Below are 14,714 nucleotides of genomic sequence, written 5' to 3' on the forward strand. Positions count from 1 at the left end.
GCGCGCGCGATCTGCGATGATCCCCGCCAAATCTGCGGAGACTGAGCCATGGCCCTCCAGCTTCGACCGAACTGCGAATATTGCGACCGCGACCTGGCGCCAAATGCAACCGATGCGCGGATCTGCTCCTATGAATGCACGTTCTGCGCCGACTGCGTGGAGACGAAGCTCTCCAACGTCTGCCCGAACTGCGGCGGAGGTTTTGCGCCGCGACCGATCAGGCCAACGCAGCAATGGCGACCGGGCGTGTGCACGAGCAACCAGGCGCCGTCGGACAAGCGGGTGCATCTGAAGTACAGCCTGGAGGACGTCGCGGCGCATTGCGCGAGGGTCAAGGATGTCGCGCCGGAGAAGCGGTGAGCTGCCTCCTCGCCGTCATTGCGAGCGAAGCGAAGCAATCCAGACTGTCTCCGAGGAAGCAGTCTGGATTGCTTCGTCGCAAGGGCTCCTCGCAATGACGGAGAATATGGGGAGAGCTCGGCCCTACTCCGCCGGCAGAATCGTCCCCTCGACCTCGCCAAAGCCGACGCGATAGCCTTCGCCCTGACACCAGCCGCGCATGACGAGGCTGTCGCCGTCTTCCAGGAATGACCGCTTGATGCCGCCGGGCAATTCGACCGGCTCGGTGCCGTTCCAGCTGATCTCCAGCAGGCTGCCGCGCTGGTTCTTCTCCGGGCCGGAAATGGTGCCGCTGCCCAGGAGATCTCCGACAGTCATGGCGCAGCCCGAGGAGGCGTGGTGCATCAGCTGCTGCACCGAGGACCAGTACATGTACTTGAAATTGGTACGGCTGATACCGGCCGGCGCGTTGGCCCCAGCGGCACGCAAGGAGACGTCGAGCTCAAGCTCGTAGTTCTGCGGCTTGCCCTGCTTGAGGTAGTCGAGCGGCACCGGCTCCTGCTCCGGCCCGCTCAGGCGAAACGGCTCCAGCGCCTCGCGCGTCACCACCCACGGGCTGATCGAGGTCGCGAACGCCTTGGCGAGGAACGGGCCGAGCGGCACATATTCCCATTGCTGGATATCGCGCGCGCTCCAGTCGTTGAGCAGCACGAAGCCGAAGATCATCTCCTCGGCCTGCTGCTCCGTGAGCATGCCGCCCATGGCTGAGGGCTGGCCGACCACGACGCCCATCTCGAGCTCGAAATCGAGCCGCTTGCACGGTCCGAAGCTCGGCGCCTCCACATTCGGCGGCTTGAGCTGCCCGCGCGGGCGCTTCACCTTGGTGCCGGAGACCACGACGGTCGAGGCACGGCCGTTGTAGGCGATCGGCATATGGAGCCAGTTCGGCTGCAGCGCATTGTCCTTGCCACGGAACATCACGCCGACATTGGTGGCGTGTTCTTTCGACGAATAGAAATCAGTGTAGCCGGAGACTGCGAATGGCAGATGCAGTTTCGCATCGCGCATCGGCACCAGAGCCTGCTTGCGCAACTCCTCGTTGTCGCGCAGTTCTGGATGATCGGCGCGCAGCAGCTCGCTGATCCGCGCCCGCGTCTTCGTCCAGACCTTTGGCCCCAACGCCATGAAAGCATTGAGCGACGGCGTCGAGAACACGCCGAGCGGGCCGACGTCGAGCCGCGAATCCTGCTCGAGTTCCCAGAGATCGAGCACATAATTGCCGATCGCCACGCCGACCCGCGGAGTCGGGTTGGCCGCGGTCGAGAACACGCCGTAAGGCAGGTTCTGGATCGGGAAATCGGAGGCGGGATCGACGTCGATGAAGGAGCGGAGGCTGGGGTCGTTGGGGTGCGTTGTCACTTTTCGCCAGTCCTTTTTCCTTCTCCCCTTGTGGGAGAAGGTGGCGCGAAGCGCCGGATGAGGGGTTGTATCGACAATTGATACTGCGAGAGGCTCACGTGGGGAGAGAGACCCCTCACCCGTCTCGCCGCTATGCGGCGAGCCACCCTCTCCCACAAGGGGAGAGGGTAAGAAGGCTACGGCTTACTCGGATCGAACCGCTTTTCCAGACCCTTCCAGCAATCCGCGTAGTCGTCCTGCAACGTGGCGGAATTCGCGGCGTACGCGGTGACGCGCTGCGCGTAGCGGGTCTCGAACATGAAGGCCATGGTGCCGGTCAGCTTCACCGGCTTCAGCTCGCCGTTGCTGGCGTGCTCGAAGGCATCGCGATCGGGGCCGTGCGGCAGCATGCAATTGTGCAGGCTCATGCCGCCCGGCACGAAACCTTGCGGCTTGGCGTCGTAGACGCCGTAGATCAGGCCCATGAACTCGCTCATGATGTTCATGTGATACCACGGCGGGCGGAAGGTGTTGTCGGCGACCATCCAGCGCTCGGGGAAGATCACGAAGTCGATGTTCGCCGTGCCCGCGGTCTCCGACGGCGAGGTCAGCACGGTGAAGATCGAGGGATCGGGATGATCGAAGCCGATCGCGCCGACCGGCGAGAAGCTACGCAGATCATATTTGTACGGCGCGTAATTACCGTGCCAGGCGACGACGTCGATCGGCGAATGCGGCAGCGTGGTCTTGAACAGCGATCCGCCCCATTTCACGAACAACTCGTTCGGCGTGTCCTTGTCCTCGTAGTGCGCGACCGGTGTCAGGAAGTCGCGGGCATTGGCGAGACAGTTGGCGCCGATCGGCCCGCGCTCCGGCAGTGTGAAGGCTCCGCCGTAGTTTTCGCAGAGATAGCCGCGCGCCGGTCCGTTCGGAATCTCGACGCGAAACTTGACGCCGCGTGGGATCACTACGATCTCCCCGGGCTCGGCATCGATGCGACCGAACTCGGTGACGAGACGTAAGTTGCCTTGCTGCAGCACGAACATCAGCTCGCCGTCCGCATTGTAGAAGTGCTGGTCCACCATCGACTTGGTGATGAGATAAACATGCGCGGCCATGCCGGCCTGGGTGTTGACGTCACCGGCCGTCGTCATGGTCTGCACGCCCTGGAGGAATGTCATGTCCTCCTTCGGGATCGGCGCCGGATCCCAGCGCAATTGCGCGATCGGCAGATCGTTTTCATGGCACGGTGCCGAGCGCCACAGACCGCCATCGGCCTTCTCGAAGCGACCCGAATGTTTCACCGACGGGCGAATACGATAGAGCCAGGAGCGCTCGTTGCTGCCGCGCGGCGCGGTGAAGGGAGAGCCGGAAAGCTGCTCGGCATAGAGGCCGTAGGCACAGCGCTGCGGCGAGTTGCGCCCGATCGGCAGCGCGCCCGGCAACGCCTCGGTCTCAAAGCTGTTGCCGAAGCCGGACATGTAGCCCGGCGTGACCTGGGCCGTGCTGCGAATGATCTGATCGGGCGAGGTATTGATGTTCATTTCTATCCTCCTCCTTGCAGGGCGGCCCACATCTCCTGGTCGCGCTTGTCAGTCCAGATCACGGGGTCGTCGATTCCCGACGCCTCGTCATAGGCGCGCGACACGTTGAACGGCAGACAGTGCTCGTAGATGGCGAAGCTCGAAAATTTCGGATCCATGACCTCGCGCGTCGCGGCCATGGATTCCTTCAGCGTGCGGCCCTTGGCGACCGAGATTTCGGCGGCGCCGTAGAGCGAGGTGACGAAGTCGCGCGTCATCGCGATGGCTTCGCGCACCGTGGCGACACCCTTCAGCGCATCGCCGCGGCCCGGCGCGATCGCCTTGGGATTGAAGTTGCGGATCTCGTTCAGCGTCAGCGGCCATTCGCGCAAATGCGCGTCGCCGCAATAGCAGGCCGAGTGGTATTCGATCAGGTCACCGGAGAACATCACCTCGGCATCGGGCACCCAGGCGACGATGTCGCCCGAGGTGTGGCCGGCGCCAAGCTGCATCAGGCGCACCTCGCGCTTGCCGAGATAGATCGACATCTCGCCTTCGAAGGTCAGCGTCGGCCAGGTCAGGCCGGGAATGCTTTGGGCGTCCTGAAACAGGCGCGGAAAGCGGCCATACTCGGAATCCCAATCCTGCTGGCCACGCTCCTCGATCAGGCGATAGGTCTCCTGCGAGGCGACGATGCCCTGCGCCTTGTAGGCGGAGGCACCGAGCACGCGCACGGCGTGATAATGCGACAGCACGACATATTTGATCGGCTTGTCGGTGACGGTACGGACGCGCTCGATCACCTTGTTGGCCATCGCCGGCGTCGATTGCGCGTCGAACACCAGGCAGCCGTCGTCGCCGACGATGATCGCGGTGTTCGGATCGCCCTCCGCGGTGAAGGCGTAGAGATCGGTGCCGATCTCGGAGAAGGTGATCTTCTTCTCGGAGAGGTCGCCGGTGGATGCGAAGTTCTTCGCCATCAGTTGTTCCTTGTATCGGGGTTATTGTTGTTGCTGTTGTTGCTGCTGGCCGTCGATCATGCGGCGCTTCGCGAGGACGATCGCCTCGCGCAGCACGTCGATATCGCCGATATGGTTGGCGAGGATCAGCACCAGCGCCGCGTCGAAGTCGGCGCTTTGCTCGTCGGTGAAGCCACGATGCGCCTCCACGATGGCACGAAAGGCGTCGTCGGGTCGCGCGAAGTTGGAGCTGGTGGAGAGCGGCATGCGAATCCTCAATTCACGCAAGTTCTTGATTCAGACCTTGGGCCCGCAACAGCGTTGCCGCGACGCCAGCGCGCGTGGGGTGGCGGAAGCGCGCCGCAACGTAGCCGTCCGGCCTGAGCAGGTAGGCTGAGCCGGGTTCCGCATCATAGCGCTTTGCGGTGAGCCCCGCCGGATCTGCGAGCCCGTCCTTACCGCCGATGCAGATGTCCTTCACACCAACAGGCGCCTCAATCGCCGCGCCATTGCTGAACGACAGCAAGGTGAAGTCAGTCCCACCCTTGCGGAACGCATCGGTCAAATAGGCTTGTTCGCCCGCGGGCGTCGTAACGGGGGCATCGAGCATCGAACAACCCGGCAGCGGGCCACCGCGCCACGCCTCCGCATCGGGCGATGACAGCGGCGAGTCATAGCTGCACGGCACCGAGAGCCGCCCGCCATTGACCATGCGCTTGCCGAACTCCGTTTCCTTGGCCAGCGACAGCACCGCCTTGCGCAGCCGCGCTTCCTGATGCGAGTTCGGCGCCATGAAGTCGGTCGAACGGGTGGATTCGCGGATGTTCTCGTCGGCCGCCAGACTGCGCTCAACATGATAACTCTCGAGCAGGCTCGCGGGTGAGGCGCCGCGCAGCACGCGGTCGAGTTTCCAGGAGAGGTTTTCGGCGTCCTCGAGTCCCGAATTGGCGCCGCGCGCGCCGAACGGCGAGACCTGGTGCGCGGAATCGCCTGCAAAAATCACGCGGCCATGGACGAAGCGGTCCATCCGCCGGCACTGGAATTTGTAGAGCGAGATCCACTCGAACTCGAACTTGTCGTGGCCAAGCATGCGCGCAATCCGCGGCCGCACGTTCTGGGGCTTCTTCTCGACGATGGGGTCGGCATAGCGATTGAGCTGAAGGTCGATGCGCCAGACATCGTCAGGCTGCCTGTGCAGCAACGCCGACCGCCCGGTATGAAATGGTGGATCGAACCAGAACCAGCGCTCGGTCGGGAATTCCGCGGTCATCTTGACGTCGGCGATCAGGAACTGGTCCTCGAACACCTGGCCCGCGAAGTCGGCGCCCACCATCTGCCGCAGCGACGAGCGCGCACCGTCGCAGGCGACGACATAGTGCGCGTGCAGGCGATAGGCGCCCTCCGGCGTCTCGATCGTCAGCGCGACGGAATCGTTGCGGCGCTCCAGCGCCGTCACCTTGTTGCGCCAGCGCAGATTGATCTCGGGCAGATCGCTGATGCGGTCGACCAGATAGGCCTCGGCGTAATATTGCTGGAGATTGATGAAGGCCGGTCGCTTGTGACCGTCCTCCGGCAGCAGATTGAACTGGTAGAGCTGCTGATCGCCGTGGAAGATGCGGCCGACGCTCCAGACCACGCCCTTGTCGACCATGCGGTCGCCGACGCCGAGCCGGTCCCAATATTCCAGCGAACGTTTCGAGAAGCAGATCGCGCGAGAGCCCTCGCCAATGCGGTCGGCGTCATCCAGAAGGACGACGTGCTGGCCGCGCTGGGCAAGGTCGATCGCCAGCGACAGCCCGACCGGACCCGCGCCGACGATCACCACGGGATGCTCGGCCGCGCCCTGCCCGGGACGATCCTGATCGGGGTGGCGGCGATAGCCGAACTGGGTTTTGGCCTGATGCGTATTGGCCTGCGCCATGCGCTAACCTCGGCTCTGGTCAGAAGAGGACTGATCTGCTAGATAGTCTCACGTGCAACTATTTTGGACCGGAGCCGGCCGGCCGTCAACCGGAATTCGGAGCGCTCTCCTTGGCGAGGACATCCAGCGACATCGCGCTAAAGACACGTGAGGCCGATGCGGCCTCAGCGCGGCCACAAACACGGCTCGACCTGTTCAGGTTCGTGCCGTTCCGCCTCAACCGGCTCGCGGCGGAGGTCAGCGCCGCGCTTTCGGTCGAATATCAGGAACGTCACGGCCTCGACATCCCGGCCTGGCGCGTGATCGCGACGCTCGGCTTCCGCAACGATGCCTGCAGCGCGCAGTACGTCGCGCAATGCACCCGCACGCACAAATCCACCATCAGCCGCGCGGTGACCATGCTGCTGCAGCAGGGTTTGATTGAGCGCGTCGAGAACGAAGCCGATCGCCGCGAATTCCGCCTGCGACTGACGAGGAAAGGCCGCACGCTCTACGAGGAGCTGTTTCCGCAATTGCTGCGGCGGGAAGACGAGATCCTCGCCTGCCTCTCCACGCAGGAGCGCAAACAGCTATCGACGCTGCTCGGCAAGATCGAGCAGAGCCTCGACTTGATCCAGACCAGCGAAGAGGCCGACGCCAAGCAGGCGTATTGATCACTTTGCGAACGATCGCGACGGCGGCAAATGCAGGGCCCACACATCGCCCTGGTCGCTGGCGCGCGGATAGATCTCGGTCACGATCGGGTCGTGGCCGGGAATGAACCGGTCGGGATGGCCCGCGAGACGCTCGATCGTCTCCCATCCAGCCGCCATGTCGCCGACATTGTAGACGATCGGGAATGGGCTCCTGCGCTGGAGATTGGCGTAGTAATGCGCGGCATCGGACGCCAGCACCACCGGTCCGCGGGTGGTCTCGACCCTCACCACCTGCAGGCCGTCGGAATGGCCGCCGACGCGGTGCACGGTGACGCCGGGCGCGACCTCGCCGTCGCCGGAATAGAAATTGACGCGCTCGCCATAGACATGGCGGACCATCTGGGTGACGTGCTCGACCGAGAACGGATGTCGCAGCAGTCCGTTGCACATGCAGCGCCCCGTCGCGTAGGCCATCTCGCGCTCCTGGATATGGAAGCGCGCGTTCGGGAAGCGGTCCAGATTGCCGGCGTGGTCGTAATGCAGATGCGTCACGATGATGTCGCGAATGCCCGCTGCCGCGACACCAAAGCGCTCCAGCGCGTCGACCGGATTGAGCGTCAGCTTGCGGGCCCGCGCGGACGCCTCCTCGGCATTGAAGCCGGTGTCGACCAGGATGTCGCGGCCGTTGCCGCGAATCAGCCAGACGAAATAGTCGAGGTCCTGCGCCGCGCTGTCATGCGGGTCGGGCGCGAGGAAGTTCATGTTGGGCGTGCGCGGCGACATCGTCGCGTAGCGCAGGGCGTAGATTTCGTAGGCGTTTCCCATGGTTTTGATCTTGCTCTTTTGTGGATGCACCTTCAGGGCGATCGACCGCACCAAGCCATCGTCCACCGCAAAGGTCAAACACCGCAGGTTGCGAAGGAGGCCCGTCCGCAATGTGAGACCAATCACATTGTTGTCGCCATGGCTGCCCTAACGTGCAGCCGCAATGACAACCAGAATGCATCGCGTGCAATCGTGACCGCCCGTTTATTCCCCCCGCAACATGCCCATGCGTCGCGGTCAATTGTCGCGATAGCGCCGAATCCGCAAGCGGTTGACGCCCCCCTTCCCCGGTTTGATAATGCACATTGCGTAAGTTAAGGTCGCCGCGGCGCAAGCTGGAAACGGCGCCTTTTTGGCTGGATCGCGCTAATTATGAAAATTCGCCTGCTTTTCGTTCTGTCCTTGCTCGTGTCGCTCATCCCGACCGCTCCGTCACTTGCGGCCGGCGATCGCTTTGCGCTGGTTATCGGCAACGCCAAATACCCGGACGCCGACGCTCCCCTGAAGGAACCGCTCAACGACGCGCGCGACGTCGCCGACGAGCTCAAGCGCGACGGCTTTTCCGTCGAGACCGGTGAGAACCTGACCGGTGACGGCATGCGCCGTGCCTTTGACAAGCTCTACGGCAAGATCAAGCCGGGGTCGGTGGCACTGGTGTTCTTCAGCGGCTTCGGCATCCAGTCCGCGCGGCAGAGCTATTTGCTGCCGATCGATGCGCAGATCTGGACCGAATCCGACGTGCGGCGCGACGGCATCAGCCTCGAAACCGTGCTCGGCGAGCTCAACACCCGCGGCGCCGGCGTCAAGATCGCGCTGGTCGACGCCTCCAGGCGCAACCCGTTCGAGCGCCGGTTCCGCAGCTTCTCGGCCGGCCTGACCCCCGTCATCGCGCCGAACGGCACGCTGGTGATGTATTCGGCGGCGCTGGCCTCGGTGGTCTCGGACGCCGGCGGCGAGCACAGCCTGTTCGTCCAGGAACTCCTCAAGGAAATCCGCGTCCCCGACCTGATGGCCGAGGAGACGCTGAACCGCACCAAGATGGGCGTCACCCGTGCCTCCCGGGGCGAGCAGGTACCGTGGATCTCCTCTTCACTGGCCGAGGATTTCTCGTTCATTCCAGGGGCCGGTGGGTCGCGCCCAACAACGACTCCGCCACCCGCGCCGCCGCCGGTCGTCGCCAACAACCCGCAGCCGGCCCCGCCCGCACCTTCACCGCCTCCGCCGCCGAAACCGGCCGACACAGTGGCCGCGCCCGCTCCGTCACCGAAGCCGCAGGTCGAGGCTGCCTTGCCACCGGCACCACCGCCGCCTCCGCCTGTGATTCCGGCCGATCCCGCGACCGCTCCGAGCATGGAGAGCGGGCCGAGTGCGGCCGTCCTGGCCGAGGACCCCACCATCAAGGGGCTGACCGCCAAGATCGCGGCCAATCCGGATGACGTGAACGCGCTTTACCGGCGCGGTCAGGTCTATGCCAGCAAGGGCGCCTACAGCCTGGCCATCAAGGATTTTGACGAGACGCTCCGGATCAACCCGAAGGACGTCGAGGCTCTGAACAATCGCTGCTGGACCCGCACCGTGGTCGGCGACCTCCAGGGCGCGCTGAAGGATTGCAACGAGGCCCTGCGGCTGCGGCCGAACTTCGTCGACGCGCTGGACAGCCGGGGGCTCGTCAATCTGAAATCGGGGGCGGTGAAGAACGCCATCGCCGATTTCGAGGCCGCCCTGAGGATCAATCCGCGCCTGACCTCCTCGCTGTTCGGACGCGGGATCGCCAAGCAGCGCAACGGCTCGGCGCAGGAAGGTGCGCTCGACATCGCCAATGCCAAGGCGATGGACCCGAACATTGTTCAGGAATTCGCAAGCTACGGAGTGCGTTGATATTTTTTTGAAGCGGGGCCGATGTGCCTCGAACCCGCGACGGCCCGGCGAAGACTAATTGAACGGATGCCGCCGCCCGCCTTTTCGGGGCGGCTTACTGCAGGATTTTCGAACCGCGCCAGCTGGCTGCGCAGGAGGGACTGGCTATGAGATTGGCTGCAAAAGGACTTACCGCAATCCTGTCCATCATCACCGTCGGCGCCGCGCTGTCGCTGACGATCCCGCTTGCCTTCGCGGCCGACGACGGCAACAGCAAGAACGTCACCGAGGACGAGATCGTCCGCGCGCTGGCGCCGCCGCCGAAAAAGCCGCTGACGCGCGGCCTCTCGATCGCTCCGCAGGCCGATCCCGCACCGAGTGCGACTGAGTCCAAGCTGATCCAGTCCGTGCGCGGCCGCTCGACACGCTCCCTTTCGTCGGTCGAGCGTGAAGAAATCGCGTCGGCGGCCAAGGACAAGCCGAACATCGATCTGGAAATCACATTCGACTACAACTCGGCCAATATCAGCGCCAAATCGCTTGCCTCGGTCCAGGCGCTCGGCCGCGCGCTGACCAGCCCCGACCTGAAGGGCTCGACCTTCGTGGTCGCCGGCCACACTGACGCCGCCGGCGGCGAGAGCTACAATCAGGACCTGTCGGAGCGCCGCGCGGATTCGATCAAGCGCTATTTGGTCGACAAGTACAGCATCTCCGCGACCGACCTCGTCACGGTCGGCTACGGCAAGAGCAAGCTGAAGGACCCGGCCCAGCCGATGGCCGAGGTCAATCGTCGCGTGCAGGTCGTCAACATGGAAAACAAGACCACCGCATCGAAGTGAGCACGACGTAATCCTTTGAAGTGACAAGTCGTGATGTGGTGTAAAGTCTTGCTTCCAGCGCGCGTCCCGCAGCCTTGCGGGACGCTGCTTCATTTCAGGAAAACGCTCTCCATGGGCCGCGCGCGGATGGCCGTGAGCCAGGCCAGGACGATCCGGCAATGAACCTCTCCCAATATCTCAAGCCGGCCGGAACGGTGGTCTTCGTCGTCGCGCTCGGCGTCGGCTATTATCTGTTCGAGCACCGGCATCGCGCCGAGCCCAAGGAAACGCCGAGCGAGGCCCTGGTCATCGTAACCAAGTCGACCAATGCCTGCTTCTCGGACTTGGTTCGGGTGACCGGCTTCTTCGTGCCGCGCCGCGAAGCCGTGGTCGTCGCCGACCAGGAGGGATCCAGGGTCACCGACCTCTTCGTCACCGAGGGCACCCTCGTCACCGACAATCAGGAGCTGGCGCGCCTGACCGCACCGCCCCAGATCCCGGGCCAGCCGCAGCGGCCCGGCCCGCAAGGTCCGGTCTCCCTGAAGGCCTCTGCGCCGGGTCTCGTCACCGAGGTCCGCACCATCGTCGGCGCGCCGGCCTCACCGCAGGCTGGCCCGATGTTCCGAATCGCCGTCAACAACGAGATCGAGCTGGACGCGCAAGTCCCGGCGGTGCACATGGCCAAGCTCAGCTCCGGCGCGACCGTTCGCATCAGCCGCGACGACGCGCCCGATCTGATCGGGCGGGTCAGGCTGGTGGCGCCCGAAATCGATCGCGCCACCCAGCTCGGCCGCGTGCGCATCAGCGTCACCAACAATCCCTCGCTGAAAGTCGGCGTGTTCGCCCGCGCCTCGATCGACGCCAAGCGAAGCTGCGGCGTCGCGGTTCCCAAGACCGCGATCGACCATCTCACCGTGCAGGTCGTCAAAGGCAACATTGTCGAGACGCGCAAGGTACGGGTCGGGCTGTCGTCGGACAGCGCGACGGAAATCCTGGAGGGCCTCAACGTCGGCGAGATCGTCGTCGCCGACGCCGGCTCTTCGCTGCATGACGGCGACCAGATCAAGACCATGTTCGCCGATGAACTCGATCGCACGCGGGTACGCTGATGGCTCTCAATATCTCGGCATGGTCGATTCGCAATCCGCTGCCGTCGGTCGTTTTTTCCATCATCCTCCTGATCCTCGGCTGGGTGTCGTTCACCAAGCTCGCGGTGACGCGGCTACCCTCGGCCGACATTCCCGTGATCTCGGTCGCGGTATCGCAGTTCGGCGCAGCACCCGCCGAGCTCGAATCCCAGGTCACCAAGACGGTTGAAGACGCCGTCTCCGGTGTCGAAGGCGTCAGGCACATCACCTCGCAGATCACCGACGGCCTGTCGGTGACGACGATCCAGTTCGCGCTGGAAACCAACACCGACCGCGCGCTCAACGACGTCAAGGACGCGGTGACGCGCGTGCGCTCCAATCTGCCGCAGAACGTCACCGAGCCCCTGATCCAGCGCGTCGACGTCATCGGCCTGCCGATCGTCACCTACGCCGCGATCTCGCCCGGCAAGACGCCGGAGCAGCTCTCCTATTTCGTCGATGACGTGGTCAAGCGCGCGCTGCAGGGCGTGCGCGGCGTCGCCCAGGTCGAGCGCATCGGCGGCGTCGAGCGCGAGATCCTGGTCTCGCTCGATCCCGACCGCCTGCAGTCGATGGGGCTGACGGCCGTCAACGTCAGCCAGAGCCTGCGCGGCACCAATGTCGACGTCGCCGGCGGCCGCGCCGAGATCGGCAAGAACGACCAGGCGATCCGCACCCTCGCGGGCGCCAAGACGCTGAGCGACCTCGCCGGCACCATGATTCCGCTGTTCGGCGGCGGCGAGGTCCGGCTCGACGATCTCGGCACCGTGACCGACACCATCGCAGACCGCCGCACCTTCGCCCGCTTCAACGGCGAGCCGATCGTCGCGCTCGGCATCAAGCGCTCCAAGGGTGCCAGCGACGTGAAGGTCGCCGAGGCGGTGCAGAAGCGCATCGACACGCTCAAGGCCACCTATCCCGACGTCGACCTGAAGGTGATCGACACCTCGGTCGAATATACCAATGGCAATTACCACGCGGCGATCTCGACCCTGTTCGAAGGCGCCATCCTCGCCGTCGTCATCGTGTTGTTGTTCCTGCGCGACCTGCGTGCCACCATCATCGCCGCGATCTCGCTGCCGTTGTCGATCTTCCCGGCATTCTGGGCGATGGACCTGCTCGGCTTCTCGCTCAACCTCGTCAGCTTCCTCGCCATCACGCTGTCGACGGGTATTCTGGTCGATGACGCCATCGTCGAGATCGAGAACATCGTCAGGCACATGAACATGGGCAAGTCGCCCTATCGTGCCGCCCTCGAAGCCGCCGACGAGATCGGCCTCGCGGTGATCGCGATCTCGCTGACGATCATCGCGATCTTCGCACCCGCGAGCTTCATGTCGGGCATCGCCGGACAGTTCTTCAAGCAGTTCGGCATCACCGTCTCGGTGCAGGTGTTCTTCTCGCTGCTCGCGGCGCGCTTCGTCACGCCGGTGCTCGCCGCCTACTTCCTCAAACATGGCAATCACCAAGAGCCGCCGCCCGGCCGCGTGCTGCGGTCCTATCACAGGCTCGTGGCCTGGTCGGTGAAGCACTATTTCATCACGGTGCTAGCCGGCTTCGGCGTCTTCGCCGCCTCGATCTGGAGCATCACGCTGCTGCCGCAGGGTTTCCTCCCGGCGCAGGACAGCTCGCGCTCGCTGGTTGCGCTCGAGCTGCCGCCGGGCACGCAGCTCGCCTACACCGAAAAAGTCACCGAGGACATCGTGGCGCGCCTGCGCAAGCGACCCGAGGTGAAAAGCATCTTCGTCGACGGCGGCCGCGTTCCACCCGGGACCCAGGAAGTCCGACGCGCCGCTTTGATCATCAACTACACGCCCAAGGACAGCCGCGACATCACCCAGCGCGAGCTCGAATTCTCGATCAGCCAGGAGCTGGAGAACATTCCAGACATCCGCTTCTGGTTCCTCGACGAGAACGGCCTGCGCGCCATCTCGCTGGTCGTGACCGGCGCAGACGCCAACATCGTCAACAACGTCGCCAGCGAACTCGCGACGCAGATGAAGCGGATTCCCACCATCTCCAACGTGATCTCGGAAACCACGCTGGAGCGGCCCGAGCTGCGCGTCGAACCGCGCGCCGATCTTGCCGCACGGCTCGGCGTGTCGACCGAAAGCCTGTCGCAGACCATCCGCGTGGCCACCATCGGCGACGTCGGCCCCGCGCTCGCCAAGTTCGACGTCGGCGACCGTCTGGTGCCGATCCGCGTGCAGCTCGAGGATGCCGCGCGCGGCAATCTGAAGACGCTCGAACAGTTACGCGTGCCGCTCGGCGAGCACGGCGAGAAGGGCGGCGTGCCGCTCTCCGTCATCGCCGACGTCAAGCTCGACCAGGGTCCGACCAGCATCAACCGCTACGATCGCGAGCGACAGGCGACCGTCGCGGCCGATCTCGTCGGCTCCGCCGCGCTCGGCGACGCCACCAAGAAGATCTACGACCTGCCGGTCATGAAGAGCCGGCCGAAGGGCGTGAAGGTCTCGCCCTCCGGCGATGCCGAAAGCCTGAACGAACTGTCCGAAGGCTTTGCCACCGCGATCACGGCGGGCCTGATGATGGTCTACGCCGTGCTGGTGCTGCTGTTCGGCACCTTCCTGCAGCCGATCACCATCCTGTTCTCGCTGCCGCTCTCGATCGGCGGCGCGATCGCGGCCCTGCTGATCACCGGCAAGCAGCTCACGACGCCGGTGTGGATCGGCATCCTGATGCTGATGGGCATCGTCACCAAGAACGCGATCATGCTGGTGGAATTCGCCATCGAGTCCATTCACGCCGGCACACCGCGCGAAGAAGCCATGATCGACGCAGGCATGAAACGCGCTCGCCCGATCGTGATGACCACGATCGCGATGGCCGCGGGCATGATGCCAAGCGCGCTCGCGGTCGGCGCCGGCGGCGAGTTCCGCTCGCCGATGGCGCTCGCGGTGATCGGCGGCCTGATCTTCTCGACCATCCTGTCGCTGGTGTTCGTGCCCGCGATGTTCATGGTGATGGACGATCTCGGCGCGCTGATCTGGCGCTTCGCCAAGCGGCTGGTCGTGCACAGCGAAGATGCGGAGGGCGCAAGTCACCACGGAGCTGCGCCGGCGGGAGCGGCACCAGCGCCGAAGAGCATCGTGCACCCCGCGGCGGAGTAGCTATGGCACAAGCGTCAAGTACACAAGGCAGTTCAGCGAGCGCCATCCGCGAACCCGACATAGCGGAGGATCGTCTTCGCTACCAAGCATTCAGACGTACCGGTCGTGCTGTGCCGATCGAGGCCGTTAAAGCGTGGGTTGCGAGTTGGGACTCTTCTGACGAACTCCTTCGCCCCGATTG

12 protein-coding genes are annotated in these 14,714 nt (G+C 64.5%); 6 read left to right on the forward strand and 6 right to left on the reverse strand.

The window, feature by feature from the left end:
• Window positions 1-48: 48 nt before the first annotated feature.
• Complete coding sequence (locus IVB41_RS16325) at window positions 49-360, forward strand: DUF1272 domain-containing protein (RefSeq protein ID WP_247432712.1); 312 nt, start codon at window positions 49-51, stop codon at window positions 358-360.
• Window positions 361-483: 123 nt separating this feature from the next.
• On the opposite strand, the gene fahA is transcribed toward IVB41_RS16325, so the two are convergent.
• The 5 genes from fahA to IVB41_RS16350 form a co-directional block, all read right to left on the reverse strand.
• Window positions 484-1,758 carry a fumarylacetoacetase gene (gene fahA, locus IVB41_RS16330; protein ID WP_247432715.1) on the reverse strand — a complete coding sequence of 425 codons (1,275 nt, stop codon included), beginning with the start codon at window positions 1,756-1,758 and terminating at the stop codon, window positions 484-486.
• A 176-nt stretch (window positions 1,759-1,934) separates the two neighbouring features.
• Window positions 1,935-3,281 carry a homogentisate 1,2-dioxygenase gene (gene hmgA, locus IVB41_RS16335; protein WP_247432717.1) on the reverse strand — a complete coding sequence of 449 codons (1,347 nt, stop codon included), beginning with the start codon at window positions 3,279-3,281 and terminating at the stop codon, window positions 1,935-1,937.
• Window positions 3,282-3,283: 2 nt separating this feature from the next.
• Complete coding sequence (locus IVB41_RS16340; protein ID WP_247432719.1) at window positions 3,284-4,240, reverse strand: MBL fold metallo-hydrolase; 957 nt, start codon at window positions 4,238-4,240, stop codon at window positions 3,284-3,286.
• A 21-nt stretch (window positions 4,241-4,261) separates the two neighbouring features.
• On the reverse strand, window positions 4,262-4,486 hold the full coding sequence (locus IVB41_RS16345) for a DUF2783 domain-containing protein (RefSeq protein WP_027568334.1): 225 nt from the start codon (window positions 4,484-4,486) through the stop codon (window positions 4,262-4,264).
• Between the two features lie 13 nt (window positions 4,487-4,499).
• Entirely contained in the window at window positions 4,500-6,140 is a 1,641-nt protein-coding gene (locus IVB41_RS16350) for an FAD-dependent oxidoreductase (RefSeq protein ID WP_247432721.1), read from the reverse strand.
• Window positions 6,141-6,250: 110 nt separating this feature from the next.
• Here IVB41_RS16350 and IVB41_RS16355 point away from each other — a divergent pair, with 110 nt between their 5' ends.
• Complete coding sequence (locus IVB41_RS16355; protein ID WP_247432723.1) at window positions 6,251-6,793, forward strand: MarR family winged helix-turn-helix transcriptional regulator; 543 nt, start codon at window positions 6,251-6,253, stop codon at window positions 6,791-6,793.
• Here the strand turns inward: IVB41_RS16355 and IVB41_RS16360 are convergent, their stop codons facing one another.
• Window positions 6,794-7,600, reverse strand: coding sequence for an N-acyl homoserine lactonase family protein (locus IVB41_RS16360; RefSeq protein WP_247432725.1), 807 nt, complete (start codon window positions 7,598-7,600; stop codon window positions 6,794-6,796).
• 372 nt (window positions 7,601-7,972) lie between these two features.
• Between IVB41_RS16360 and IVB41_RS16365 the strand changes: the two genes are divergently transcribed.
• The 4 genes from IVB41_RS16365 (at window position 7,973) to IVB41_RS16380 (ending at window position 14,533) form a co-directional block, all read left to right on the forward strand.
• Entirely contained in the window at window positions 7,973-9,478 is a 1,506-nt protein-coding gene (locus IVB41_RS16365; protein WP_247284773.1) for a caspase family protein, read from the forward strand.
• Between the two features lie 146 nt (window positions 9,479-9,624).
• Window positions 9,625-10,296, forward strand: a complete 672-nt coding sequence (locus IVB41_RS16370; protein ID WP_027568339.1) for an OmpA family protein — start codon at window positions 9,625-9,627, stop codon at window positions 10,294-10,296.
• Between the two features lie 158 nt (window positions 10,297-10,454).
• The gene (locus tag IVB41_RS16375; protein WP_027515083.1) at window positions 10,455-11,384 is read left to right on the forward strand and encodes an efflux RND transporter periplasmic adaptor subunit; all 930 of its coding nucleotides are present in this window, start codon (window positions 10,455-10,457) and stop codon (window positions 11,382-11,384) included.
• Entirely contained in the window at window positions 11,384-14,533 is a 3,150-nt protein-coding gene (locus IVB41_RS16380) for an efflux RND transporter permease subunit (protein ID WP_247432728.1), read from the forward strand. The genes IVB41_RS16375 and IVB41_RS16380 overlap by 1 nt, the downstream gene beginning before the upstream one ends.
• The last annotated feature ends 181 nt before the right edge of the window (window positions 14,534-14,714 follow it).

Origin of the sequence: Bradyrhizobium sp. 44, from assembly GCF_023073095.1 — a bacterium.
In the GTDB taxonomy this organism is placed as follows: Bacteria; Pseudomonadota; Alphaproteobacteria; order Rhizobiales; family Xanthobacteraceae; genus Bradyrhizobium.

Bases quoted from the DNA above. Each gene is read 5' to 3' on its own strand.
- IVB41_RS16350 (WP_247432721.1), bottom strand. From the start codon at position 6,140: ATGGCGCAGGCCAATACGCATCAGGCCAAAACCCAGTTCGGCTATCGC.
- hmgA (WP_247432717.1), bottom strand. From the start codon at position 3,281: ATGAACATCAATACCTCGCCCGATCAGATCATTCGCAGCACGGCCCAG.
- IVB41_RS16345 (WP_027568334.1), bottom strand. From the start codon at position 4,486: ATGCCGCTCTCCACCAGCTCCAACTTCGCGCGACCCGACGACGCCTTT.
- IVB41_RS16325 (WP_247432712.1), top strand. From the start codon at position 49: ATGGCCCTCCAGCTTCGACCGAACTGCGAATATTGCGACCGCGACCTG.
- IVB41_RS16365 (WP_247284773.1), top strand. From the start codon at position 7,973: ATGAAAATTCGCCTGCTTTTCGTTCTGTCCTTGCTCGTGTCGCTCATC.
- IVB41_RS16375 (WP_027515083.1), top strand. From the start codon at position 10,455: ATGAACCTCTCCCAATATCTCAAGCCGGCCGGAACGGTGGTCTTCGTC.
- IVB41_RS16380 (WP_247432728.1), top strand. From the start codon at position 11,384: ATGGCTCTCAATATCTCGGCATGGTCGATTCGCAATCCGCTGCCGTCG.
- IVB41_RS16340 (WP_247432719.1), bottom strand. From the start codon at position 4,240: ATGGCGAAGAACTTCGCATCCACCGGCGACCTCTCCGAGAAGAAGATC.
- IVB41_RS16360 (WP_247432725.1), bottom strand. From the start codon at position 7,600: ATGGGAAACGCCTACGAAATCTACGCCCTGCGCTACGCGACGATGTCG.
- IVB41_RS16370 (WP_027568339.1), top strand. From the start codon at position 9,625: ATGAGATTGGCTGCAAAAGGACTTACCGCAATCCTGTCCATCATCACC.